We start from the raw sequence: 25,104 nt of genomic DNA, 5'->3' as shown, positions 1-25,104 counted from the left end.
CTACTCCTGATTGGTGATAATAAAATCTCACCGCAGGATACCAGCCCGTTCAAATCGATAACAGTTGTTTTTTGTTGTAACATTGTATATCTAAAATAGTTATACTAATTAGGTCTCAAGTTAATGGGACAGTACTGATTTTCAATCTTGAATCGTAGTTTCGCGTTTCTCCAAAGATAATACACGGGTCTGTCTGAAAGTCTGCTGATGATATATTCTGTGCGTTTTAAGCCATCCGGCAGATTTCACACGTGCCTGCCGTAGGCTGTCAGAAAATTTACAATCTGATTTTCGATGAAATTTTTCGCTTTCGGATTTAAACTTTGAATTTTGCTGTGCGTAAGTTCGATATCGACAAGGTCGTCCTCTTCGATTCCGACAACGCTCAATGCCTGTCGCAGTTTAACGCTGCGCACAGGTTCGGTGCCCTGAAATTTCATCATTCCCGCTTTTTCGAAGAACGGATTGACTTTTCCCATCACAGCAAGCGACTCGATATAAGCTATTTTCAGCAGAGGCATTGTCTGCTGTACAAGCTCATACGCAAGACCCAAAGCTCTGTAACGCGGCTCGATAACAACCCGTGAGATTGTTCGAATGTTCTGGTTGACCAGCTGCATATTTACAGAGCTTGAGCCGGACTTGGTGAAAAGTCCCTGTGTTGCGATATTGCGGAGCTGAACGCTGCACGCCGGCATTGAATAAACGATAACGCCGACGATTGGTTCGATTTGCTCACGCATGGGATGGGTATCGATGATTTTATAAACTCCTGCCACCGGCCCTGTCTGACAGTGCCGATAATGAAACCGAGACAAAGTTTTGTAATCCGCGATTATGCCCGGAACGATTTTCAAATATTTTTTTAATGTGCAATTCATAGACCACCAATTTGAGATTTCAAATTTGAGATTTGAGATTTTTATAGATGATTTCCGCTTCGCCTGCCAAATGTTTGATGACGATAACTTCCGGCAGTAAATCGGCGAGCAAATCATCGTGCGCGCTTGCGAGGATGAACGTTTTGCCGGTCTTGCTTGCGAACTTGCGCAGGTTATGACTGATAACCGCTGCTGTAACTCTGTCGAGGTTGGAGCAGAACTCGTCAGCGAAGATAAACTGCTTATCGCCCGCGATTGCTTTTGCGATTCGATAGCGGTATTTCTGACCTTCGGACAAATTAGCCGGCGAATTGAGAACGCAAAATACGTCTGTTAATCCCGCACAGCTCAAGGTTCGTAAAATTTCAAGAAACCCGCCATCGAAGCAATCGACGCACGTTTTATCATTTGGCAGCGGGATGTCATCGATGTTGATTTTGTTTTCATCGTTGAAATTTTTGAAAAATTCCCGCAGCAGCACGCTTTTTCCGCTGCCTGACGGGCCGGTGATGTAGCAGATATGACCAGCCGACAGTTCGATGGTGCATTGGTGCGTGATGGCGTCGTTTTTGATTCGCTGAACGGTAATGCCGAACGCCCGCATAACGTCGCCGGCTTTTTTCGTCAGCGGCAAATCCCAGTTGAAACATTTGTTCGCAGTTAATGTCGTAATCATTTTTGTTCTTCCAAAAATTTCAAATTTTTATATCTCTGTGTCCTCTGTGAGCTCTGTGGCTGTCTTCCGTAATTACAGAGAACCTGCGCGATTTTGCGATAAATTAGTTTTTGAGTTTAAAAAATTGCGTTTAAAATAAGTTGAAACGGGATAAAAAATTTGATTTATAAAAATGCGCATTTAACTACTTGCGCGTAAATTTAAACATCGGGGGAAAATTCACAAAATCATTGCATTCCTTTTATGAAAATATATAATTAGAATAAAAGGAGTCTTAAATGCGAATTACTATAAAAACGGTTATAGTTACAGGTCTGATTTTGGGCGTAATTAATTTTCTTAATTGCTACATTGATATCGACCTTATGTTTTCGGCGTTTTCATCCCTTTTTTTGATTTGCATTGCTTTATATTGTTTGATTATAGTTGTTGTACTGTGGCGCGAATATAAGTTTGCTGCTTTTATACCTTTTTTGATTTCCCTGCTTTTGTTTCCTGTAGTTTACCTTTTTGGTTTTGCAGGGTTGAGATTAGGGATGCATAATCTTCCGTCATACCCCCAAAAATATTTCAGTGAGCAGCGAAAAACAGAATTAACTGCAATTGCGGAAAAACTTTTACAGACCGATGATGAGAAAATTAAGGATGAAGCATGGAAACACAGACTTGTTGTTCGCAGAATTGAGAAACAATCGGGTATAGTTGAATTTGGTTATTACCGTTCGAGGCGAGTGTCAATTTATATTTTTGCGAAAAATGGTTTGCCGGAAGATTATTCGACCAGTCCTGTAATAACAGAAGATGATATACGTTCTTGGGCTGAACTTGCGGATATGATTAAAGTTAAGGATGATGTTGCTAAATTTCGTGACCAAATTGTTTTTGATCCGCTAATCACATATCCGGTCATAATGAAATACATAGATAAACCATTTGCAGACAAATTGGCTTCAATGGAAACTTGCGATGAATATCTGATGCGTAAATACGGGAATACCGTATTGGATGGCCATGGCGAGAAATATCAGGAATATCTCGATTTTATCGAAAGTAAATTTACACCCGAAGAGAAGGCTGTTGTTGTAAAACTCCTGAATGACCAGTCCAGAATATCAAGCAAACTGGTCGAAGATAGCAATATTACATCTAATCGTTATGGATTGACACTCTGGTTTCGTAATGCAACAATACTGTCCGGATTTGATGTATGTTTACATTTACACAAATTGATTCGCGATGGTGTAATTTTGGTTGACAATGGCCATTTGCATTTGAAGTCCAGCCTTAACGACAAGGAAATACGTGAAGTTGAATGGTTGCAAGTGGAATTAATGGACCATATTTATGGAAACCTCGTTCATAAAAATGAATATTGGTCAGGCAGCAAAACAAAATTAGCAGACAACTGGTATTTTTATAAAATTTATTAATATCCATTGTTTGCTTTGATGTGTTCTTTGATTAATTTTCTCACATCATAATAGCTTACGTTATTTTTCGCGGCGATTTTGAACATTGAAAAGCCGTCGACGAAATAATCGCGCATGATTTGCATTTTTTGTGGTGTAAGATTTCTTTGCGAAAGGGCACAGACGAAAGTGTTGTTCGTGATTCGAGCGGCTATTTTTTTCAATCGTCTTGCGATGGTTGCCTCGTGAACGCCGGCGGCAGTGGCGATAGTTCGGAATTTTTGCCCCGTTAGCATCAGGTTCACAAAAGCCCTGTTCCGCTCGTTAAGCATTTCAATCCTGCCGGGCGACTGCTCAAGTAAATCCAGAAGTGCTCGCTTTTTGATTTGTAACGTTTCTCTTTTTTGAATTGTTGGTGCTGACATTTTTGGCTTCCTCCATATAAATCTATGTTGTTTTGTATTTGTCTAACTTTTTGCTATTTTAGTAAATTAAACAATAAAAGCAAGTGGAAAGTTGTAAAAATAACATAATTTTTTCAAAAGTTCACTAATTACTTAACAAATAAAGGGTTGCAAATCGGGCGTAATATTGTTATGTTGGTTTGTGAGGTAAAAAATGGATAGTTCAATACATCTTGTTGTGAAGCGCAACGAACAGATGGTAAACGAATTTACCTTTCCTGCGGCCAATCCCATATTAATAGGCAGAAGACCTGATGTGCAGGTAGTGCTTGCCGACAATGCGGTTTCACGTCAGCACGCCAAAATCAGCGTAAGTGCCGAAGGCCTGACAATCGAAGACCTCGACTCGGCGAATCGTACATATCTTAACGGCGAAGTGATTCACAAAGCACCGCTCAAAAGGGGCGACACGCTGAAAATTGCCGATTTTACGCTCGAAGTGGATTTATTGACATCAAAACCGCAGCCCTCGCCGGAGGATACTGTCTCGCTCGAAGCATCGCTTTCAACGCCTCGTGATGAGGTGATTGTGCGAAAGCCCGACGCCGGCCACGCACCTGCGATGCGACTTGCCGCGCGGAGATTGAGTGATTTTTCGCAAGCTGTTGAGGAAATAGGCAAGGCTGACAATCTGGACGAATTTGTGCAGACGATTTTAAAAGTCTGTAGTCAGCAGTTTACCGCGTTTCGCGTTTGGTGCGGTATAAGAAGCTCAAACATCGGTCCGCTTACTTTCCAAACGGGCAGAAGACGCGATGGCAAACCGGTCGTGCTGACTGATATCAGAATGGCTCCGAAAATCACTGAAACGTTTGAACGCGGCCAATCGCTTGTTTTTCCGCAGGTTGCCGCCAAACTCGAGACGACCGAGCGCATTCGTTCTGCTATGATGGCATGCATAAAAAGGCCGTCCGGCAATTTTGGTATCATATATATTGATAACGCGATGGTTCACAATCATTACAGCTTGAGCGATTTGGATTATCTGATGATTTTGGCGATACACACAGCCGGTGCGCTCACGGTACACCTGTAATCATATCCCAAAATTCACACAGCGAACTTTTGGTAAATCGTTTTAGTGGCGTTATATTCCGCCTGTCTTTCCCGCTTTAACTTGCCGTTAAAAAAAATAACACGAATTTATTAAATTTATGCGCTTTTTCTGATATTTTTTTTAATCAAATGTCGAACCAAAACGTATATAAAAGTATTAAGTTTCAGAACGCGTGTTCACTGGAGCAAGTTGTAAAAAGCACTTGTTAAAGACAGAAAGGGGCGGTTCAACGCATTTAAGCGTTGGAAAGGAGCGCGATTATGGAAAAAGCACGGAAATTGGCAGACATACTTGAGCGGGTCAGAAGCGGCGAAGACCCAACAAAAGTTCGACAGCAGGCACGGCAGCTTCTTTCAACACTTCGATTAAGTGATATCAGCAAGGCGCATAAGTATCTCGTCGGCACCGGCATTTCGCTTGACCAGCTCCGTACGCTTGTTTATGCGTTCGCTTCTATCCTCGGCGATCAGTTCGCGCTGCTTCGGGCGCATCTGTCGGCGGACCATCCGATACGCAGGGTCATTGCCGAGCACGAGATGTTCGAATGTTTCCTTGCCGACCTTGAGGTTGCCAATGTTTTGATTCAGGACACCGACGAATTGACCGAGCTTTCGAGTGAGTTCAGAAGATTACAGCACATAACCGAACACTTGCAGGCTATCGATGTCCATAACCAGCGCGAAGACGATTTGATTTTTCCTGTGCTGGAGAATTATCCCTGCAAGAGCATTTGCGTGGTGCTGGGCAAAGCGCACTGGCGAATCAATAATCTTGTCGGCAATTTGACTGTGGCGGTCAACAATTTCAGACAGTTCGAGCCGACGCAGTTCAAGATTCAGATTAATGCGATTTCATCCGCGATTGTACCGATTCTGCGCGAGCATATTTTCCAGGAAGACAATATTCTGTATCCTGTCGCGATAGACGTTGTCAAAGACGACAGAGTTTGGTGGCGGATTAAACAGCTTAGCGACGAGATGGGCTACTGCGGATTCGATGCCCAGCCGTGCTGCTCATAAAAAACCGGCAAACGAATGACCTATGACCGATGGTGAAAAAAGGTTAAGCGTATTTAATTTACAAATTGTTATTTTATTTCTTGCAGGGGGGTGATGAATTGGAAGTAACTTTTACGTGAAGCTTCCTGATATGCTGATGGTGTGTCAGGAAGCTTTTTTTATGGTTATTTCCCACGCGATGTCGGATTGCGATAGTGATTTGGCGATACGCCGTGAAAGTTTTTGAAGTTTCTTGAAAAATGGTAAGGGTCGGCAAAGCCGGCAGTCTGGGCGATATTTTTGATTGAAAGATTGGTAGTCAAAAGCAGATTCGCGGCCTTGTTGAGTTTCAATCTCATTATATATTCGTGCGGCGTAACATCTGCGTACTGCTTGAACAGCCTCGACATATAGCGAACATTAACGCTGCATTTCTGCGCAACCTGCGATGGCAAAAACAGCGTTGAGAAATTTTCATCTATATATTTTCTGCACCGCTTGTAAGTGTTCATCGAAGCGCACAGCGAATCAGTCGCAGGTGAAATATCCGCGGATTGTTCCAAAAGCAGAGTTTTGAGATAACTGCAGCACAATTCGTGTGAGTGTACTGATTTTTCAAAGGCTTTTTTCAAAATTGACTCTGCAAGGTATAAAATATCGCCGGTTTTTTTCATTTTCAGCACGTTACCTTTATACAGGCCTGCTTTTTCGAACAGATTTTTTGCCTGCGTACCGAAAAACGCGATAAAGACGTGCTCCATCGGGTTATTTTTATCGCATTTGTAATGATGAGCGACCTCCGGAGCGAAACCGCCGATATAATTTGGCGCAAGTCTGTGCGTTTTGTCTCCGATTTCGAGAGCGCATAAGCCTTTTATAGGTATTTCTATGACGTAATAAGGGTATGTACGTCTTTTTATCTCGAAGTCGGATGCGCACTTCTCAACGCCGCCGAAAACGATTGCCAGCTCGTGTTTTTTCTTCGGGTCGGTGTCGAAAAAGAAGTATTTTGACTCGATTACCCTGCCTTCAAGGCACAATTTGCTCTTATTTACGGTAATTTCATTCGGCATATCTGTTTTTCCGCAAGTTACGTTAATCCATTATTATGTTACGAGTGTCTATTGACGTCAAGTATAAAAAATGGGATACTTACAGGTGGTTTTTTATCGCAGATTACGCGGATTCCACGGATTTTATATTTAATCATTTTAATCTGTGTAATCTGTGATTATAACGTATTTATAAGGAAACGAAAATGACAGAACACAAAAGCGAAACGGAATTTGTTCGTATAGTAGGCGAGGAACGCAGAGTCGGCGATACACTGGCAAGTGTATCACGTCATTGGCTCGGCGATAAGGAAAAATTTCTCTTCATCAGTCCTCACGATGACGACGTTGTGCTTGGCGCGGCGTTGTTCATTCAGCTTGCGTTGAAAGAAAAAATTCCGGTCTATCTTCTGGTAGTAACCGACGGCGCGATGGGATATTGCAATAAGCAGCAGAAGGATACGATTTCCGAGATTCGAAAAAAAGAAACCGAGGAATGTTACAAGACACTTGGCATTCCGCAGGAAAATATAATCTGGCTCAACTTCCCCGATTGCAGATTGAATTATTATCGCGGACGCAGGGCGGCGAAGCCCGACGACGCGGCGGTACTCGAAGGATACTGCGGACTGCAAAATTCGTTCACGCACTGGATTCGCAAAATCGCGCCGACGCAGTGTTTCCTGCCGACGTCAACCGACCTGCATCCAGACCACAGAATCGTGCACGAGGAATTTTTAATCAGTCTCTTCCACGCGGCCGGAAATATCTGGCCGGAACTTGGCGATAAAGCCCAAAGAGTGCCTTACGTTCACGAGCTTGGCGTTTACTGTGATTTTCCACAGCCGCCGAGATTGCGAATCAAAACTCCCCCTGCCTTGCTTGAAAATAAACTCAAGGCAATATCAGCGTTCAGGTCGCAGGAGCAAATCGGCTCGCTTGTCGACATTGTACGAAAATCAGGGCCTTTTGAATATTTTAGAGAACTGGAATTTAAACTTTATCAGCCGGCAGCTTATTACGAGATGTTCGAGAAGAGACATCATCTGCCATTTATTCGGTAATACCCATTGGGTATGTTTAATATCGCGTTGAAAGGTTTGTAAATTTTATTGCCGGCTTCGCTGAGCCGCAGATTGAGAACACAGTTTTTTTAAGAAAAATATATGAACGGCAAAATTTTATATTTAGGCGATACGGCACTCGACCAGGCGGCAAGTTATCCCACGGGTTTGATGACGCATTACAAAATCGATTACGATTACATCCCGAGCGATGTGAAGTTCGACGAATCGTTATTTAAGAACGATTACAAGGCCATAATCGTTAGCGATTATCCTGCGGGAAATTTTTTGAAGTCGCATCTTGACGCCATAGCGGAGAAAGTCAAAAACGGCGCAGGTTTTTTAATGATTGGCGGCTGGGAATCGTTTGAAGGTCGGGCCGGCAAATATAGCGGTACGGTTCTTGCCGATGTCCTGCCGGTCAAAATGGCCGATAGCGACGACAGAATAAATTGCTTCAGTCCGTGTATGGTCGTTCGCAACTGCGGCCATCAGATAACCGATGCGCTGCCTTTCGAGGCGCAGTCTCCCGCGATTGGCGGTTTGAATAGCGTAAAAGTAAAGCAGGGCGGCACGGAAGTTTTATCCGCACGGAAGTTCAGAGCGGAATTTCAGAACGGCAAATTTAATTTTCTGGAGCTGCAAAGTTTTCCGCTGTTGGTTGTTGGACAATTCGGCAAAGGAAGAACCGCGGCGTTCGCTTCGGATGTTTCGCCGCACTGGGTAGGCCCGCTGGTTGACTGGGGCTGCGACAGAATCACAGCAAAAAATAATGGCGGAATAGAAATTGAAGTTGGCAACTGGTATGCGCAGTTGTTTGTAAATATGATTCGATGGGTTTGTAAAGAACAGGAACAAAAATGTTAAAAGGTAACGCGATAATCGGCCAGTCGGGCGGCCCGACATCTGTAATTAATTCGTCTCTTGCGGGCATTATCACCGGCGCAAAAGAATTCGCAGGTATAACGAATGTGCTCGGTATGCGGTTCGGCATCGAGGGTTTTATGGCCGAGAACATTATCGACCTCGGCGCTGAAAGCGGAGCGACGGTTAATGGTTTAAAGCTAACGCCTTCGAGCGCGTTGGGTTCGTGCAGACACAAACTTAAAGAAGAGGATTTGCCGAAGATTCTCGCTTTGCTGAAGAAATATAATATTAGATACATTTTCCTCATCGGCGGCAACGACACGATGGACACGATTCACCGCATCGAAGCATACGCCAAACAGAACGGTTACGAAATGACCGGCATTGGCGTTCCGAAGACTGTCGATAACGATTTGTTCGGCACCGACCACACGCCGGGCTTCGCCAGCGCAGCAAGATACGTTGCGTTGTCCGTTCAGCAGGCGGGCATTCTTGCGCGGGATATGCGTAAGGTTGACCAGTTTGTAATCTTTCAGTGCATTGGCAGAGAAGCGGGCTGGCTGCCTGCGGCTTCGGTACTTGGCAAAAAAGACGATGCGGACGCTCCGCACATTCTTTGTCTGCCGGAAAGACATTTTGAAAAAGACAAATTCCTGTCCGAAGTGAAAAAGTGTTACGACAGATTCGGATTCGTTTCGATAGTTTGCGGCGAGGGCATTGCCTATGCTGACGGAACGCCTGTTTCAGCTTCGCAGACGAAGGATAAATTTAATAACATAGAGTTCGGTGCGATGGGCGGAACAAGCACTGCCGTTGCGCTGCACAAGATGATTACTGAAAAATTCGGATTCCGAGGCGAATTTCAGATTACCGAATCGCTTCCGATGTGCGCAGCAGACCGTGCGGTACAGTTGGACATCGATGAGGCATTTATGGCGGGCAGAGCGGCTGTTGAACTTGCGAAAGCTGGCAAGACCGGCCTGATGGTTACGCTCAATAGAAAGCCGGGCGATAAATATGAATGTTTCACCGGTGAAATCGCGCTGCACGAGGTCGCGGTAAGAGCCAAGCCAATGCCCGATGAATTTATCAGCAGCGACGGCTTCGGCGTTACAGATGCGTTTATAAAATACGCCGTGCCATTGGTCGGCCCGCTGCCGAAATATACTAAATTAGAATATAAAAAATTCAGTGTTTAAAGATTATATGTTTGGATAAATCAGCCGAATATTGTTTTCGGATGTAAATTTCTGCCACTTTTCGCCCGGCTCGGCGTTGGTAATAATAATATCCAAATCTGACAAATCCGCGATTTTGTACAATGCGCCTTTGTCAAATTTATTTATCGTGCCCACGAATACCGCTCTTATCGCGCGTTTTATAATCTGCTTTGTGAAGCTGACTGTCGTAACATCTGCGCCGCTGATTCCATAATCAAGACTGATATCGTCAGCGCTTGTGAATGCTGTAAAGCCGCCGAGCTGCGCGATAGTATTTTCCGCAGGCGGGCCAATCATGTCCATCGTATCGGCTCGATACTGACCGCCGGTAACAATGATTCTGTGCTGCGGCTGTTCGTGCAGTCTGCTCATCAGCATTGCGGAGTTTGTAATTATCGTCAGATTCTTCTTATCGACAAGATGTGGAATAATCTCGTAGCACGTCGAACCACCCTCGAGGTAAATGTTGTCGCCGTCATTGATGAGTTCTGCCGCAAGTTTGCCGATGTTTTTTTTAGCGGTTAAGTTTTTCGTATGACGGAATTTGACCGAAGGATTAAATTCCGAACCGGCCGGTACCGCGCCGCCGTAAGTTTTTTTCACAAGTCCCTTTCTTTCAAGACTTGCCAAATCTCTGCGAACTGAAACTTCTGTTACGTCGAATTTTTCGGCGACTTGGCGGACAATTATTTTGCCGTTGGTCTTCAGGCATTCGAGTATGTAGTTACATCTGCTTTCAGCGGATAATCCCATATTACACCTTAAAAACAATGTTTATTTGTGTTTAATTTATGTATTATACTGTATTGTTTGGTTGCTTTCAAGTCTTTTTATGTTTATTTGTGTTCGTTCAGGCTTGTTTTTGCGAAAAACAAACATTTTTAAGGCCAAAAAGACTTTTTTGAAAGTTCGTTAAATGATATATTACACAAATGAACAATGTTGGTTAATTTTGGAGTTAAAAATGGCATTTAAAATTGATGATAAGAGAAAAACAAAGACACCTGCGATAAAAGAGTTGATTTCGCACAAGAAAATCACGCTTGAGCAGGTAAAAGACTGGTTAAGGACGATTCACGAGATAAGATTCTTTGAGGAAAAGGTTTATGACCTTCTCGGCCAGAACATTATTAAGGGAGCATCGCACCTTTACGCCGGTCAGGAAGCTGTTGCAACTGGCGCGATAGCTGCTTTGGAAATCGGCGACGTAATCGGCTCGACCCACAGAGGTCACGGCCATTGCGGCGCGATGGGCAACAAATACGCCAAAAACGAACAGGAAAGACAAACGCACTGGAATCGTATGATGGCAGAATTGATGGGCAGAGAAACCGGCTACTGCAACGGCAGGGGCGGCTCGATGCACATCGCTGACGTTAAGAACGGCAACCTCGGCTCGACAGGTATTGTCGGCGGAAATCAGCCGACAGCGGTTGGTGCTGCGATTGCAGAAAAATATAAGAAGACGGGCAAAGTCGTAATCTCATTCTTCGGCGACGGCTCAACAAACACCGGCACTTTCCATGAATCAATGAATATGGCTTCGGTTATGAATGTTCCGCTTGTTGCTGTGATTGAAAACAATCTTTACGGAATGAGCGTTCCGTTTTCAGGCAGTCCTGTTGAGTGTACTGCAAGGGCAAGTAATGTTACAGATATCGCTGTCAGAGCCGCATCTTATGATGCTCCGGCGATGATTGTCGATGGTCAGGACGTTGTCGCGATGTATCTTGCGATGCAGGAAGCGATTGAATTCGCACGCAAAAACAGCAAACTTATTATGGTCGAAGCGAAATCATACCGTTGGTACGGCCACAGCAGAAGCGACCCAAAGGTTTACCGCACAAAAGAAGAAGAAAAGCAGTGGCGCGACAGAGACCCGATTATTGTGCTGTCGAATAAACTGATTGCCGAAAATCTTGCGACGCAGGAAGAATTGGACGCTATTAAAACCAAAGCGAACGACGCGATTGAAGCCGCTACGAAATTCGCGATGGAAAGCCCCTGGCCGAACGTTGCTGATCTCGAAAGAGATGTTTATGTTACAGAGACGTACGAACAGAAAGTCGTTGATAGCGAAAAGAAACTTGCCGCAAAAGTTAGAGATGCCGGCACAGCGTTCGCCGCTGCTTTTGCCGCTTCTACAGCAAAAACGAAAAAAGACAAAACCGATGAAGCGAAGAAAAAAGTCGCAGCAGATTTCGGTATGAAAGTTCTCAATATCGGCGGCGCACTGGTTGAAGCGCAGGCCGAAGAAATGAGAAGAGATAAGAACGTTATAATCCTCGGCGAAGACGTCGGTCTTTACGGCGGTGCTTATGCTGCGACAAAAGGACTGCTCGGCGAGTTCGGAATGGACAGAGTCATTGATACCGCTATTTCCGAAGCGGCAATTACAGGCGCAGGCGTTGGTGCGGCGATTAGAGGTTTGCGACCGATAGCGGAAATTATGTACGTTGACTTCATCGCAATCGCGTTGGACCAGTTGATGCACAACGGCGCGTTCAACAGATATATGTTCGGCGGACACGCGAAAGTGCCGATGGTTCTGCGAACAGAGGGCGGTCTTGGCAGATGTATCGCCGCTCACCACTCGAAGAGTCTTGAGCCGTGGCTTGTGAATATTCCGGGTTTGTACGTTGTAATGCCGTCAACGCCTTACGATGCGAAAGGTCTTTTGAAAGCCGCGATTCGCAGCGATAATCCTGTTGTGTTTATTGAGCATAAATCGACTTACGGAAATCTCGGCGCAGTGCCGACAGAAGAATATATTATTCCGCTGGGCAAAGCGGACATCAAACGCGCAGGCAGCGATGTAACGATTGTAAGTTACAGCAGAATGATGGATATGGCTCTTGTGGCCGCTGAAAAACTTGCTGCCGACGGTATTAACGCCGAGGTTATCGATTTGCGGACAATCAAACCGATGGATATTGACACGATTGCAGCATCGGTTAAGAAAACAAAACGCCTGCTGACGCTTTGCGAAAGTTTCGCGATGTGCGGAATTGGCGCGGAAATTACTCGCAGAATTATAGATTATAAATATAATGATGGTACTACGGGCTTTAAAACGCTCGCAGCGGCTCCGGTCAATATGGCGGCAAAAGACGTTCCGCCTCCAATGAGCGAACCGCTGGAGAATGCAAGCGTGCCGACAATTGACGACGTTATTAACGCAGTAAAAACAATGATAAAATAGTGAGGTAAAATATGGCAACGACAATTAATTTACAAAAACTCGGACAGACAATGGAAGAAGGCACTGTTGTAAGCTGCAAAGTTAAAGTCGGCGACAAAGTGAACAAAGGCGATGTGCTGTTCGAAATAGAAACCGACAAGGCGACGCTTGAGATGGAAAGTACCGCCGAAGGCACTGTCAAAGAAATACTCGTTACCGATGGTCAGACTATACCTGTCAATGACCCAATGATGATTATTGAATAGGTAAACAGACAGTTGACCGTTAGTAGCTAATGACTTAAAATTGTGGAACTATGGAAATACCTAAAAAACAAAGAGCCGTTCAGCTTACAGGCCCGAATCAGCTTGTATACAATACTGAAAAGGAAGTTTTCATGCCGAACGATTATCAGATTCTCGGCAAAGTCGAGGCCGTCGGCCTTTGCTTTTCAGATTTAAAACTTTTGAAGCAGTTTTCTGCTCATCCGCGAAAGAGTCCGATTCTTTCCGGCATCGACCAGAAGATTCTCAAGGAGATTCCAAGTTATGTGCCGGATGATATGCCCACAGTTCCCGGCCACGAAGTGGTTATAAGAATTGCGGCTGTCGGCGGCAAAGTTAAAGATGTAAAACCGGGTCAGCGGTTTTTGGTTCAGACGGATTACCGCTGGCTGCCTACGAAAAATTCCAACGCGGCTTTCGGATATAATTTCGAAGGTGCGCTGCAGGAATACGTCTTGATGGACGAGCGTGTTATCATAAGCCCGACTGATGGTTCTATGCTTTTGCCGGCGTCGGATAAATTGTCCGCCTCGGCGATTGCGCTTGTTGAGCCGTGGGCGTGCGTTGAAGATGCATATTCGATTAAGGAACGCCAAACGCTGAAAACCGAAGGCAAAACGCTGGTGGTTTCTGATGTCGATTATTCTGAAAAAACTCTGAAAGATTTTCTCCGCAAATTCGGCAATCCTTCATCAGTTATGTACGCATCGAAAGATGAAATTGCGAAATTGAAGGAAGCCGATTTCGATGACGTGATTTATTTCGGCTCGAATGCTGAAACAATCGAAAAGATTTTCCCGAAACTCTCGGCAGGCAGTCTGCTGAACGTTGTGCTTTGCGGCGGAAAAATCGCACGCAAAATCACCTGCAAAATCGGCAGGGTACATTACGGCAATATCCGTATTGTTGGGACGAGTTCGAACAATCCCGCTGATTCGATGGGTTATATCCCCGCCGGCGGCGAAATCAAAAAAGGCGACAAAATCAATGTCGTCGGCGCAGGCGGCCCGATGGGCGTTATGCACGTTGTCAGAAATCTCTGTCAGGGCGTGAAAAATGTCAGCGTTTACGGTGCGGACCTGGACGACAACAGACTTCATATTCTTAACAGAATTGCCAAACCACTGGCTGACAAAAACGATTTGAAATTCATACCATATAATTCAACGAAGAACAATATCACTGAAAAATTCGATTATATAATCCTGATGGCGCCGGTTCCGAAGCTTGTCGAACTTTCGGTAGATTCAGCAGCCGACAATGCGAAGATAAATATCTTCGCGGGCATTCCGGCCACAGTTGACGGAATGGTTGATTTGCAGACGTACATCGACAAAAAACTTTATTTCATTGGTACGAGCGGTTCGACGCTTGATGATATGAAAACAGTTTTGGCCAAAGTCGAGCAAGGCTCGTTGGACACAAATATTTCCATCGCCGCTGTTGCGGGACTTTCTGCTGCGATAGAGGGAGTAAACGCCGTGGAAAATCAGCTTATCCCCGGCAAAATCGTCGTTTATCCCGCTGCGAAAAATCTGCCGCTTACAAAAATTGAACAAATTAAAAACAGTATGCCGGATGTCGCGGAAAAATTACATAACGGGCTGTGGTCGAAAGAAGCGGAAGATGCTTTATTGAAAAAACTTTCATAGAGAGCGAAGAAGATGGATGGAGCTAAGAATTATATAGCCATCGACCTGGGCGCTTCCAGCGGCAGGGTAATTTTGGGTTGCGTCAGAGATGGTAAAATTTTACTTGAGGAAATGCACCGGTTTGAAAACGGCCCGATTGAGCATGGCGATTCAATACGATGGGATTTTGCCAAACTTTTCGGCGAAATTGAAACCGGCCTGGCAAACGCTGCCAAACACGTTGGCAAAATTGAATCCATAAGCGTTGATAGCTGGGGCGTTGATTTCGGCCTGATAGACAGCAAAGGGGTATTGTTCGAAAATCCCTATCATTATCGCGACAAACGCACTGACACAATGATGGACAAAGTTTTTTCGATTGTGCCGCGGGAAAAAGTTTACGAAATCACCGGCATTCAATTTATGCCGTTCAACAGCATATATCAACTGGAAGCGTTAAAACTTCAGCAGCCGGATTCTCTTAAAAAAACAGACAAGATAATCCTGATGGCCGATTTGGTTTCGTATTATTTGTGCGGCGAGATTTTCAGCGAATATACGCTCGCCAGCACTTCGCAGCTTCTGGATATGAATACCGGCAAATGGTCTGACGAGTTATTTAGTAAATTATCGCTGCCAGTGAATATTATGCCGAAGATTGTTCAGTCCGGCAGTGTCGTTGGCAAATTGAAAAAACAAATTGCTGACAAACTCGGCTGCGCACAAATCCCTGTCGTTGCCACGGGTTCGCACGATACAGCTTCAGCGGTTGCGTCGGTTCCGGCGACAGGCGATAACTGGGCATATCTTTCCAGCGGCACATGGAGCCTGATGGGCGTTGAAATTTCAAAGCCGCTCATCAATGAAAGCACTTATAAATATCAGTTCACAAACGAAGGCGGCGTGTATAATACAATCAGGCTGCTGAAAAATATTATGGGATTGTGGCTCATTCAGGAATGCCGAAGAAACTGGAATCAGCAGGGCGAAAAGCTGTTTTTTGCAGATATGGCGGAAATGGCGAAAAGTGCCCGGCCGTTTATGGCTGTGATAAACCCCAACGATTCGCGTTTTCTTGCGCCTTGTGATATGCCAGCGGTGATTAATGAATATCTTGTTGAAAAGGGATATAAAAAAATAAACGATAAAGGGCAGATGATAAGAGTTATTATCGAAAGTCTTGTTTTTTATTATCGAAGAGTGCTTGATATTCTCGAAGAAATCACCGGCAAAAAAATTGATGTGCTTCATCTCGTCGGCGGCGGCATTCAGAACGAACTGCTTTGTCAGTTCACCGCCAACTCAATTGGCAGAAAAGTCATAGCAGGCCCTGTTGAAGCGACCGCGATGGGCAATATTATGGTTCAGGCAATCACTGCCGGCCAGATTAAAAATATCGCCGAAGGCAGAAAAGTGGTTGCGAAATCATTCGAATTGAAAATATATCAGCCAGCCGAACACGAAACGTGGGACAAAAAATATCAACAAATTAAGAATGTTTTAGAAATATAATATGACACACAAATTTACAAATATGCACTTTCATACGCATTATTCATTTAATGCCGAAGGTTACAGTCCGAACACAATCGCTTCTCTGTCTAAAAAGGCGAATCTCGCTGCTGCTGGCATCGTCGATTTCGATGTGCTTGACGGTATTGATGAATTTTTCGCGGCTGCCAAACAATTAAACTTAAAAGCGTGCGGCGGAATCGAAACTCGCGTGTACGTACCGGAGTTTGCCGATTATGTAATTAACTCGCCGGGCGAGCCGGGCATTGCGTACCACATGGGCGCCGGAATTACATCGAGCAATGTTTCTCCGCAGCAGAAAAAGTTTTTAGATAATCTCCGCACGATGGCAAAAAACAGAAATCTCGAACTTGTCAAACGTGTAAATGAATATTTGAAGCCTGTCGTTGTTGATTATCAAAAAGACGTTGTGCCTTTAACGCCGAAGGGCAATGTTACCGAACGGCATATATGCAAAGCTTACGCCGACAAGGCGCAGAGTATTTTTCCCGATGAAAATAAACTCAAAGCGTTCTGGAAGGAAAAAATTGGTTTTGATAATCTTGCCGACAAGGTCGCGCTGACAAACGCCATTCGCGCAAAGACGATGAAACGCGGCGGCGCGGGTTATGTCCAGCCGGACAACAAATCTTTTCCGACGATAGCTCAAATGAATGAGTTTGTAGTTTCAATCGGCGGCATTCCGACTCTTGCGTGGCTCGACGGCACAAGCGATGGCGAAAAACGAATCGAAGAGCTTTTGAATATTGCGATTTCTCTCGGCGTTGAGGCGGTGAATATTATTCCAGACAGGAATTTTACGCCCGGACTTGGCGAAACGGATACGAAGAAAAAAAACCTTTATAAATTTGTTGAAATATGCGAAAATTTAGACCTGCCGATTATCGCAGGCACGGAAATGAACAGTCCCGGCCAGAAATTTGTCGATAATTTTCAGTCCGAAGAATTGAAGCCGCTTGTGCATATATTTTTGGACGGTGCATTGATTATTTACGGCCATACGATTCTGCAAAGGCAGTGCGGTCTTGGATACAAGAGCGAATGGTCAAATAATAATTTTAAAAACAGAGCGGACAAAAATAAATTTTTCGCACAGCTCGGCCAAAATGTTGAGCCAGCAGCGGAAAATATTTTGAAAGATTTTGATATTAATTCATCGCCGGAACAAATAATTCAGACAATTCAGAAGATAGGGAGATAAAATGAAGAACGTGGAACGAGCTTATAAAATCGCGAAAGACGCTTACGCGGCAATCGGCGTAAATACTGATACCGTGATGAAACAATTGTCTAAAATCGCTGTTTCACTTCATTGCTGGCAGGGCGACGATGTTGGCGGGTTTGAAAATCCTGACGCAGGCCTTGACGGCGGAATTATGGCGACCGGCAACTATCCCGGCAAAGCGCGAACTGCTGAGCAGTTGCGAACAGATTTGGACAAAGCGTTAAGTTTAATCCCCGGCACGCACAGACTGAATCTGCACGCGATATACGGTGAGTTCAAAGGCAAAAAAGTCGAACGAGATGAAATTACGCCGGCGCATTTCGCCAACTGGATTGACTGGGCCAAGTCGAAAAAAATGGGACTCGATTTCAATCCGACTTGTTTTTCGCATCCGATGGCTTCGAGTGGTTTTACACTTTCGAGCAGAGACGAACAAGTCAGGAAATTCTGGGTTCACCACTGCAAAGCGTGCAGAAAAATTGCCGAAGTAATGGGCAAAAAACTCGGCAAGACTGTCGTAACAAATATTTGGATACCGGATGGCTATAAGGATATTCCCGTTGACCGCAAAGGCCCAAGAGAAATATTGAAAAAATCTCTCGATGAAATTTTCACGCAAAAAATAAATCCGCGTTTGAATCTTGACGCGGTGGAATGCAAACTGTTTGGCATCGGCTCGGAAAGTTATGTCGTCGGTTCGCACGAGTTTTATATGGGCTACGCGGTTGCGAATAAAAAACTGCTTTGCCTTGACGCCGGCCATTTCCATCCGACCGAAGTCATTTCAGATAAAATATCTTCAACGTTGACTTTTCTTGATGAGATACTGCTGCACGTTTCGCGTCCTGTCCGTTGGGACAGCGACCACGTCGTGATTCTTTCTGATGAGCTTTACGCAATCGCGCAGGAAATCATCCGCGGCGGGTACATCGACAGAGTGCACATCGGTCTGGATTTCTTTGATGCGAGCATTAACAGAATCGCTGCCTGGGTAATCGGCACACGTTGCATGCTCAAGGCACTGCTTGCGGGGCTGCTTGAGCCGATAGCGAAGATGAAGCAGTGCGAAAAAGCCGGCGATTTAACAAGCAGGCTGGCGATTTCCGAAGAACTGAAAACTCTGCCGTTTGGCGCGGTATGGGATTATTATTGTGCAAAGTCGAATGTGCCGGTAGGATTAGACTGGCTCGCACAGGTTAAAAAATACGAAGCCGATGTTTTAAGCAAAAGATAATTTTAGGGATAGTAAATAATATGGATAAATGTTTAAAAGAGCTTATTCAGGTATCGAATACAGTTGGCGTTGATTTAAATCTCATTCAGGGCGGCGGTGGGAACACATCCGTCAAAACCGCTGATGGAAAATATATGTACATAAAAGCCAGCGGCACGGCTCTTAAAGAGATGTCCGCGGAAAAGGGCTGGCGCAAGATTGATGTCGAAAGAACTATTTCGATATTAGATGACAAGACGATTGCAAGTCTCGACGTTGACGCAAGAGAAGCCGAAGTCGTTCACCGATTGAATCTTTGCTGCGTTGACGGATTGAAAAACGCGGGCCGGCCGAGCGTCGAAGCTCATCTGCACGCAATGCTCAATAAATATGTTGTCCATTTGCATCCAAGCGCAGTCGGCGCGTATGTCAGCGCAAAGAACGGACTGGCAATGCTGCAAAAACTTTTCGCAGGCGATAAAAAGCCGTTCCTGTGGGTTGAGTACGCAGACCCGGGTCTTGTACTTGCTCGTAAAGTGTCGAAACTTATCGCTGATTATGTGAATACTTACGGCTCGAAGCCGGAGATTCTATTCCTCGAAAAGCACGGCATTTTCATCTCGACCGATGATTACAATTCAGCTTTGAGAATTGTTAAAAAAGTTATGAAAGCCTGTAATAGTAAGTTGAAATCGCCGAAGCAGATAAAAGTCAAACCGGTAAGCAGCGATATAATCAACAAAACTAAATTAGCTATTCGCAAAGCGTTTTTCAATGCGACAGGCCAATATGTGATGGTCGGCCATTTCATCGACGAACAGATTTACACGTTTATGCAGCGCAAAGACGCCGGCAAATTGCTGGCCGCAGGTATGCTAAGCCCCGATGAAATCGTATATACTAACGGCAATCCTTTATGGGTAGATGAAAACGGCATACATAAAATTGAAGATAAAATCAAAAAACAGATTCAAAAGGGTGATAAGCCATATCTGGCTTTCATTGTAAAAGGGATCGGATTATTCGTCGTTGGAAAATATTCAGTATTAAGCATTATAAACGATATTGTTAAAAGCTCATTGTTTATTCGTGTCCATGCCGCGTCAATGGGCGGTATAAATGCTTTGAATCGCCGTGAGTGTAATTTTATTAAAAATTGGGAGGCCGAGTCGTTCCGTCAGTCGGTCTCGGCAGGCAAAACTTCCGGCGAGTTGCAGAATCGAATCGCCGTTGTTACCGGCGCAGGCAGTGGTCTTGGCAGAGGTCTCGCGATGGGTGTAGCAAGAGCGGGCGCTAATGTCGCGCTTGTCGATATTGACACCAACGCTGCGCAGCAGACTGCTGAAATGATTAAAACCGAAACGGGCTGTTCGACTATGATTTTGACTTGTGATGTGACGAATGCTGAATCTGTCGGCAGCGCGTTTGATAAGCTCGTCGAAAATTGGGGCGGCCTTGATATTATGGTAAACGCCGCGGGCGTTGCTCCGGCTTTTAGTCTTGTAGATTTGCCGGTAAACAAATGGCGTTTCGCGCTCGAAGTGAATTTGACCGGTTATTTTCTGATGGCACAAAAGGCTTCGCAAATAATGATTGCGCAGGATATGGGCGGCAGTATTATCAATTTAAGTTCGAAGTCCGGCATTGACCCGAGCAAAAACAACACGCCATACAACGCGACCAAAGCAGGCGAAATCCACATGGCTCGCGGCTGGGCGATGGAACTCGGCAAACACAACATCAGAGTCAACTCTGTCTGTCCGGGCAATGTTTTCGAAGGCTCGAAAATCTGGAATCCGGAATATATAAAGGTCTGCGCGAAAAAATACGGCATCAAGCCTGAAGAAGTTATACCTTATTATGTCAGCAAAACGATGCTCGGCAAAGAAATCAAGGGTCAGGACATCGCCGATACGGTGGTTTTCCTCGTCTCGGATAAAGCGAGAATGATTACCGCCCAAACCGTCGTCGTTGACGCCGGCCAGGCTATGGTACGGTAGATTATAGGACTGTAAGGCATTCTTAAGAAAGTATTTGACATTTGAGGACGATATTTTAAAATTGTCCTAAAATGTCCAATGCTATATAAAGGATGCCAATGCAGTTGACAGTACGAGATGTCGCTAAATTATTAGCTGTAAGCGAGAAAACAGTATATCGTTGGCTCGATCAGCAATCGCTCCCCGCCTATAAAGTCAACAATCAATATCGCTTTAATCGTGCCGAACTGCTCGAATGGGCGATGGCAAACCGCATTAACGTCTCCAAAGAGCTGTTCAGCGAGCCGGAATCGGCGGGTGTCGCTCTGCAAAGTCTTGGCGAAGCTATCAAGACCGGCGGCATCTATTATCGTGTCAGCGGCACAGACAAGGTTTCCGCGTTGCGTTCGATAGTGGAACTTATACATTTACCGCAGGAAGTTGACCGCGAGTTTCTGTTTAGTGTTCTGCTCGCTCGTGAAGAAATGGCTTCGACAGGTATTGGCGACGGCATCGCGATTCCGCACGTCAGGAACCCGATTGTTCTGCACGTTGAGCAGCCGATGATATCGCTTTGTTTTCTGGAGCAGCCGATTGACTTCAAGGCAATAGATGGCAGGCCGGTATATTGTTTGTTTACGATCATAAGTCCCACAGCTCGTGCGCATCTTCATTTATTATCACGTTTGAGTTTTATCCTGCAGGATGCAGCGTTGAAAAATTCAATCAGGAATCAGGACACGCGCGAAAATATTTTCGCTCACATAGCCCGCATTGAAAACGATTTGGATAATGCAAATAAAAGTGTAGCAAGTCAGGAGATGCCGTAAATGTCAATCGTTTTAGCCGGCCTGTGCGTTATCGCACTGACGGGCTTCGTTTCATTATTTATAAAAAATGAAAAACGCTGTGTAAGATTCGGCGCTGCCGGCGTTGTTGCAGGCTCAATCATCAGCGTGGTACCTGCCGCAAAAGTTTTAATCTCCGGCAGTATAATTTCACTGACGGCCGACTGGCAGGTGCCTTACGGTTCTTTTTCTGTCGAGCTTGACAGTCTTTCAGCTTTGTTTTTGATTCCGGTTTTGCTCATCAGTTCGATTATCGCGATTTACGCTTGCGGATATATGCTTGCGTATAAAGGGCGTCGATTGGGTGTTCCGACGTTTTTCTTTAATATGCTTGTCGCCGGTATGGCGATGGTCGTAATCTCCCGCAACAGCATTTTATTTCTGGTTGCCTGGGAAGTGATGTCGCTTGCGTCATACTTCCTTGTAACATTTGATGACGAGCACGAATCTGTCAGACAGGCCGGCTGGATTTATCTTATCGCTACTCATATCGGCACAGCGTTTCTGCTCGCGTTTTTTATTCTTCTCGGCAAATACAGCGGAACGTTGAGTTTTGATTCTGCCGCAGTTCTTTCATCAGCGGGCCCGACGACGCTGTCGATTTTGTTTTTGCTTTCGCTGGTCGGCTTCGGAACCAAAGCGGGAATTATGCCTTTGCACGTCTGGCTTCCTGAAGCGCATCCTGCCGCACCAAGTCACGTTTCAGCGATAATGTCCGGCGTAATGATAAAGATGGGCATCTATGGTATTGTCCGCACGATTTACATTTTGCCGACGGTCGAAGTATGGTGGGGCTGGCTGCTGATTGGCCTTGGCGCAATCACAGGAATACTTGGCGTTTTGTTCGCACTGGCTCAACACGATTTCAAACGTATGCTTGCATATTCGAGCGTTGAAAATATCGGAATCATAATCATAGGGCTCGGCCTTGGCGTTGTCGGTGTTGCGCAAGGCTCACAGGTTCTTGCAATTTTGGGTTTTGCCGGCGCACTGATGCACACAATCAATCATTCAATTTTTAAAAGCCTGTTATTTATGGGCGCAGGCGCGATTCTGCATACTACCGGCACTCGTTATATGGATCTGCTCGGCGGCCTTATCAAACGTATGCCGAAAACCGCGGCTGCTTTCGCAATAGGTTCTGTCGCGATATGCGGCCTTCCGCCATTGAACGGTTTTGTCAGCGAATTTATTTTGTATTATGGTTCGTTCTCTGCCGCGATAACAGACGGGCTGCCTTTGGTAGCGACAACAGTTGGTGCAATTGCTTCGCTGTCGGTAATTGGCGGTTTTGCTTTGGCGGCGTTTACGAAATTATTCGGTATTGTTTTTCTCGGCGAATCTCGCTGCCCGCTGCCTGCACATTCACACGAAGTAACCGCTGAAATGAATTTCGCGATGTGGATACTTGCCGGCCTTTGCGTTATCGTTGGTTTGGCCGCTCCGCTGATATTGCCGGTTGTTGCGTCCGCGTCAGCTTCACTTACTGCACTGTCCGCTGACCAGATAACTGCACAGATTAGTCCGGTGAAAAATATACTATTTATTATTTCCATGGTGTCAGTAACGCTGATAGTTTTTGTTCTGATTCTTATGTTTTTGCGGAAAAAGATGCTCGCGAAAAATCCTGTAACGCAATCGCCCACGTGGGATTGTGGTTATATCGGCGCGACTTCGCGAATGCAATATACCTCGTCGTCGTTTTCTCATCCGATTGTAGATATGTTTAAAAGCGTGTTATACAGCAAAAGCAAATCTGAAAAGATTACGAAATTATTCCCGCAGCAGGCGCAGTTCGAATCGCACACGCCCGACGTCAGCAGTGAATATTTATACCGGCCGATATTCAAATGGGTCGATGCGCTGATGAGTAAAATGCACTGGGTTCAATACGGCGTGGTGCAGATGTATGTGCTGTATATCGCGATAACTCTGATAATTCTTATGGTATGGAAACTGCGATAATGGATTTAGCGATTAAAATAATTCAGCCTTTCGCCGCTTTGCTGCTTTCGCCGATGCTGCTTGGCGTAATCAATCGCGTCAAAGCGAAATTCGCCGGCCGGCAGGGTCAGCCGATTCTCCAGCCGTATTACGACCTGTGGCGGCTGTTTCATAAAGGAGCCGTTTACAGTACGACGACATCTTGGGTTTTCCAAATCGCGCCGCTGGTTTGTTTCGCGTCGGTTATTCTGGCGATGATGATAGTGCCTCTCGGCGGTGGCAACAGCAGCCTGTTTAGTTTTAGTGGTGATTTAATTCTGGCCGCGTACTTGCTTGGCCTGATGAGATTTTTCATTGTCATCGGCGCATTAGACACCGGCTCGAGTTTTGAAGGAATGGGTTCGAGTAGGGAAGTGCATTTTTCCGCTTTGGCAGAACCTGCGTTGTTTATCGCGTTGGCTGCGATGGCTCGCCAGACTTCGAGTGTCTCGTTTGCCGGAATTTTCGCAGGCGTTACGACGCAGATGTGGACTACCGGCTGCGCGACTTTGCTTTTGGCCGCGGCCGCGATGGTTATTGTGCTCCTCACGGAAAACGCCAGAATCCCAATCGACGACCCGAACACACATCTTGAACTGACAATGATTCACGAAGTTATGGTGCTCGACAACAGCGGGCCGGATTTCGGTTTTATTTTGTACGGAGCCGCGCTGAAGCTTTGGCTCTTCTCTGCGATTCTCGTTGGAATCCTTTTGCCGGTTAGCGGACTCGCTCAATGGATTGCGATGCCTCTAACAATACTTGGCATTTTCGCGGTATCTGTTTTGGTTGGAATTATCGAATCGTGTATGGCACGCCTTCGGCTGCTTAGTGTGCCGAACCTGCTTTTGGCCGCAATTTCACTTGCGATACTTTCGCTTGTTTTTGCGTTGAGGAGTTAAGCTGTGTGGACTGATATTGTAATGGTATTGCTGATACTTACGAACATGATGGTGCTCGGAAGCAGCAGACTTCGCGCTTGTATCAGGATTGTCGCCACGCAGGGTGTCGCGCTTGGCATACTCCCGCTTCTGCTGCACAATTTTGAACTGCATATTCTAATATTTACGATTATCAGTGTAATTCTCAAAGGTGTTGTTTTCCCGCTGATGCTTTTGCGAACGCTGCGGCAGTTAAACGTTTGGCGTGAGGACGACCCTTACGTCGGTTATGGTAAGTCGCTTCTTGCCGGTCCGATTGTGCTTGCGTTTTCATACTGGATAAGCACAAGACTGCCTATGCCGTTTACTATCGAATCGCCGATGCTGATTCCCGTCGCGTTTTTCACATTGATTGTCGGTCTATTTTTAATCGTCAGCCGCAAGAAAGCGCTCACGCAGGTGCTCGGCTATCTGGTGCTTGAGAACGGCATTTACGCTTTCGGTATGGCAATCGCAAATCAGCAGCCGATGCTTATCGAACTTGGAACGCTGCTGGATGTTTTCGTAGGCGTGTTTGTAATGGGTATCGCGATATTCCACATCAGCAGACAGTTCGACCATATTGATACCGACCAGTTAAGTGTGTTGAAGGACTGAC

General features: G+C 45.4%; 22 protein-coding genes. 17 read left to right on the top strand and 5 right to left on the bottom strand.

Features of this window, described 5'->3' with window-relative positions; translation table 11 throughout:
- Positions 1-245 precede the first annotated feature (245 nt).
- Positions 246-881, bottom strand: coding sequence for a hypothetical protein (locus LLF92_11750; GenBank protein MCE5341780.1), 636 nt, complete (start codon positions 879-881; stop codon positions 246-248).
- 19 nt (positions 882-900) lie between these two features.
- A complete protein-coding gene (locus LLF92_11745) occupies positions 901-1,557 on the bottom strand; it encodes an ATP-binding cassette domain-containing protein (protein MCE5341779.1) in 657 nt (218 codons plus the stop codon).
- Positions 1,558-1,835: 278 nt separating this feature from the next.
- Here LLF92_11745 and LLF92_11740 point away from each other — a divergent pair, with 278 nt between their 5' ends.
- Positions 1,836-2,987 (top strand): hypothetical protein, encoded by a 1,152-nt coding sequence (locus tag LLF92_11740; GenBank protein MCE5341778.1) that lies wholly within the window; start codon positions 1,836-1,838, stop codon positions 2,985-2,987.
- Here LLF92_11740 and LLF92_11735 read toward each other — a convergent pair.
- Positions 2,984-3,391 carry a hypothetical protein gene (locus tag LLF92_11735; protein ID MCE5341777.1) on the bottom strand — a complete coding sequence of 136 codons (408 nt, stop codon included), beginning with the start codon at positions 3,389-3,391 and terminating at the stop codon, positions 2,984-2,986. The two genes, LLF92_11740 and LLF92_11735, sit on opposite strands and share 4 nt — an antisense overlap.
- Positions 3,392-3,584: 193 nt before the next feature.
- Between LLF92_11735 and LLF92_11730 the strand changes: the two genes are divergently transcribed.
- On the top strand, positions 3,585-4,466 hold the full coding sequence (locus LLF92_11730) for an FHA domain-containing protein (GenBank protein MCE5341776.1): 882 nt from the start codon (positions 3,585-3,587) through the stop codon (positions 4,464-4,466).
- A 281-nt stretch (positions 4,467-4,747) separates the two neighbouring features.
- Entirely contained in the window at positions 4,748-5,506 is a 759-nt protein-coding gene (locus LLF92_11725; GenBank protein MCE5341775.1) for a hemerythrin domain-containing protein, read from the top strand.
- A 164-nt stretch (positions 5,507-5,670) separates the two neighbouring features.
- On the opposite strand, the gene LLF92_11720 is transcribed toward LLF92_11725, so the two are convergent.
- On the bottom strand, positions 5,671-6,558 hold the full coding sequence (locus tag LLF92_11720) for an AraC family transcriptional regulator (GenBank protein MCE5341774.1): 888 nt from the start codon (positions 6,556-6,558) through the stop codon (positions 5,671-5,673).
- Between the two features lie 185 nt (positions 6,559-6,743).
- Between LLF92_11720 and LLF92_11715 the strand changes: the two genes are divergently transcribed.
- The 3 genes from LLF92_11715 to LLF92_11705 all read left to right on the top strand — a co-directional run bounded on the left by LLF92_11715 (position 6,744) and on the right by LLF92_11705 (position 9,667).
- A complete protein-coding gene (locus LLF92_11715) occupies positions 6,744-7,601 on the top strand; it encodes a PIG-L family deacetylase (protein ID MCE5341773.1) in 858 nt (285 codons plus the stop codon).
- A 102-nt stretch (positions 7,602-7,703) separates the two neighbouring features.
- Positions 7,704-8,468: a glutamine amidotransferase gene (locus tag LLF92_11710; protein ID MCE5341772.1), complete on the top strand. Its 765-nt coding sequence runs from the start codon at positions 7,704-7,706 to the stop codon at positions 8,466-8,468.
- Complete coding sequence (locus LLF92_11705; GenBank protein MCE5341771.1) at positions 8,462-9,667, top strand: diphosphate--fructose-6-phosphate 1-phosphotransferase; 1,206 nt, start codon at positions 8,462-8,464, stop codon at positions 9,665-9,667. The genes LLF92_11710 and LLF92_11705 overlap by 7 nt, the downstream gene beginning before the upstream one ends.
- A 3-nt stretch (positions 9,668-9,670) precedes the next feature.
- On the opposite strand, the gene LLF92_11700 is transcribed toward LLF92_11705, so the two are convergent.
- The gene (locus tag LLF92_11700; GenBank protein ID MCE5341770.1) at positions 9,671-10,441 is read right to left on the bottom strand and encodes a DeoR/GlpR family DNA-binding transcription regulator; all 771 of its coding nucleotides are present in this window, start codon (positions 10,439-10,441) and stop codon (positions 9,671-9,673) included.
- Positions 10,442-10,652: 211 nt separating this feature from the next.
- Here LLF92_11700 and LLF92_11695 point away from each other — a divergent pair, with 211 nt between their 5' ends.
- The 11 genes from LLF92_11695 to LLF92_11645 all read left to right on the top strand — a co-directional run bounded on the left by LLF92_11695 (position 10,653) and on the right by LLF92_11645 (position 25,103).
- On the top strand, positions 10,653-12,890 hold the full coding sequence (locus tag LLF92_11695) for a dehydrogenase E1 component subunit alpha/beta (GenBank protein ID MCE5341769.1): 2,238 nt from the start codon (positions 10,653-10,655) through the stop codon (positions 12,888-12,890).
- An 11-nt stretch (positions 12,891-12,901) separates the two neighbouring features.
- Positions 12,902-13,135 carry a biotin/lipoyl-binding protein gene (locus tag LLF92_11690; protein ID MCE5341768.1) on the top strand — a complete coding sequence of 78 codons (234 nt, stop codon included), beginning with the start codon at positions 12,902-12,904 and terminating at the stop codon, positions 13,133-13,135.
- A gap of 50 nt (positions 13,136-13,185) precedes the next feature.
- Entirely contained in the window at positions 13,186-14,805 is a 1,620-nt protein-coding gene (locus LLF92_11685; GenBank protein ID MCE5341767.1) for an alcohol dehydrogenase catalytic domain-containing protein, read from the top strand.
- 12 nt (positions 14,806-14,817) lie between these two features.
- On the top strand, positions 14,818-16,296 hold the full coding sequence (locus LLF92_11680) for a rhamnulokinase (GenBank protein ID MCE5341766.1): 1,479 nt from the start codon (positions 14,818-14,820) through the stop codon (positions 16,294-16,296).
- A 1-nt stretch (position 16,297) separates the two neighbouring features.
- The gene (locus LLF92_11675) at positions 16,298-17,518 is read left to right on the top strand and encodes a PHP domain-containing protein (protein ID MCE5341765.1); all 1,221 of its coding nucleotides are present in this window, start codon (positions 16,298-16,300) and stop codon (positions 17,516-17,518) included.
- Position 17,519: 1 nt separating this feature from the next.
- Positions 17,520-18,776, top strand: a complete 1,257-nt coding sequence (locus tag LLF92_11670) for an L-rhamnose isomerase (protein MCE5341764.1) — start codon at positions 17,520-17,522, stop codon at positions 18,774-18,776.
- Positions 18,777-18,796: 20 nt separating this feature from the next.
- The gene (locus LLF92_11665) at positions 18,797-20,755 is read left to right on the top strand and encodes an SDR family oxidoreductase (protein ID MCE5341763.1); all 1,959 of its coding nucleotides are present in this window, start codon (positions 18,797-18,799) and stop codon (positions 20,753-20,755) included.
- Positions 20,756-20,853: 98 nt separating this feature from the next.
- Positions 20,854-21,564 carry a PTS sugar transporter subunit IIA gene (locus LLF92_11660; protein ID MCE5341762.1) on the top strand — a complete coding sequence of 237 codons (711 nt, stop codon included), beginning with the start codon at positions 20,854-20,856 and terminating at the stop codon, positions 21,562-21,564.
- Positions 21,565-23,547: a hypothetical protein gene (locus LLF92_11655; GenBank protein MCE5341761.1), complete on the top strand. Its 1,983-nt coding sequence runs from the start codon at positions 21,565-21,567 to the stop codon at positions 23,545-23,547.
- On the top strand, positions 23,547-24,467 hold the full coding sequence (locus tag LLF92_11650; GenBank protein MCE5341760.1) for an NADH-quinone oxidoreductase subunit H: 921 nt from the start codon (positions 23,547-23,549) through the stop codon (positions 24,465-24,467). Before LLF92_11655 ends, LLF92_11650 begins: the two co-directional genes overlap by 1 nt.
- A 3-nt stretch (positions 24,468-24,470) precedes the next feature.
- Entirely contained in the window at positions 24,471-25,103 is a 633-nt protein-coding gene (locus LLF92_11645; protein ID MCE5341759.1) for a hypothetical protein, read from the top strand.
- Position 25,104: the final 1 nt, after the last annotated feature.

The organism is Planctomycetaceae bacterium (assembly GCA_021371795.1).
GTDB lineage: Bacteria > Planctomycetota > Phycisphaerae > Sedimentisphaerales > UBA12454 > UBA12454.
Note: the sequence above shows the minus strand (reverse complement) of the source record. Positions and strands in the feature narration are given on the sequence as shown.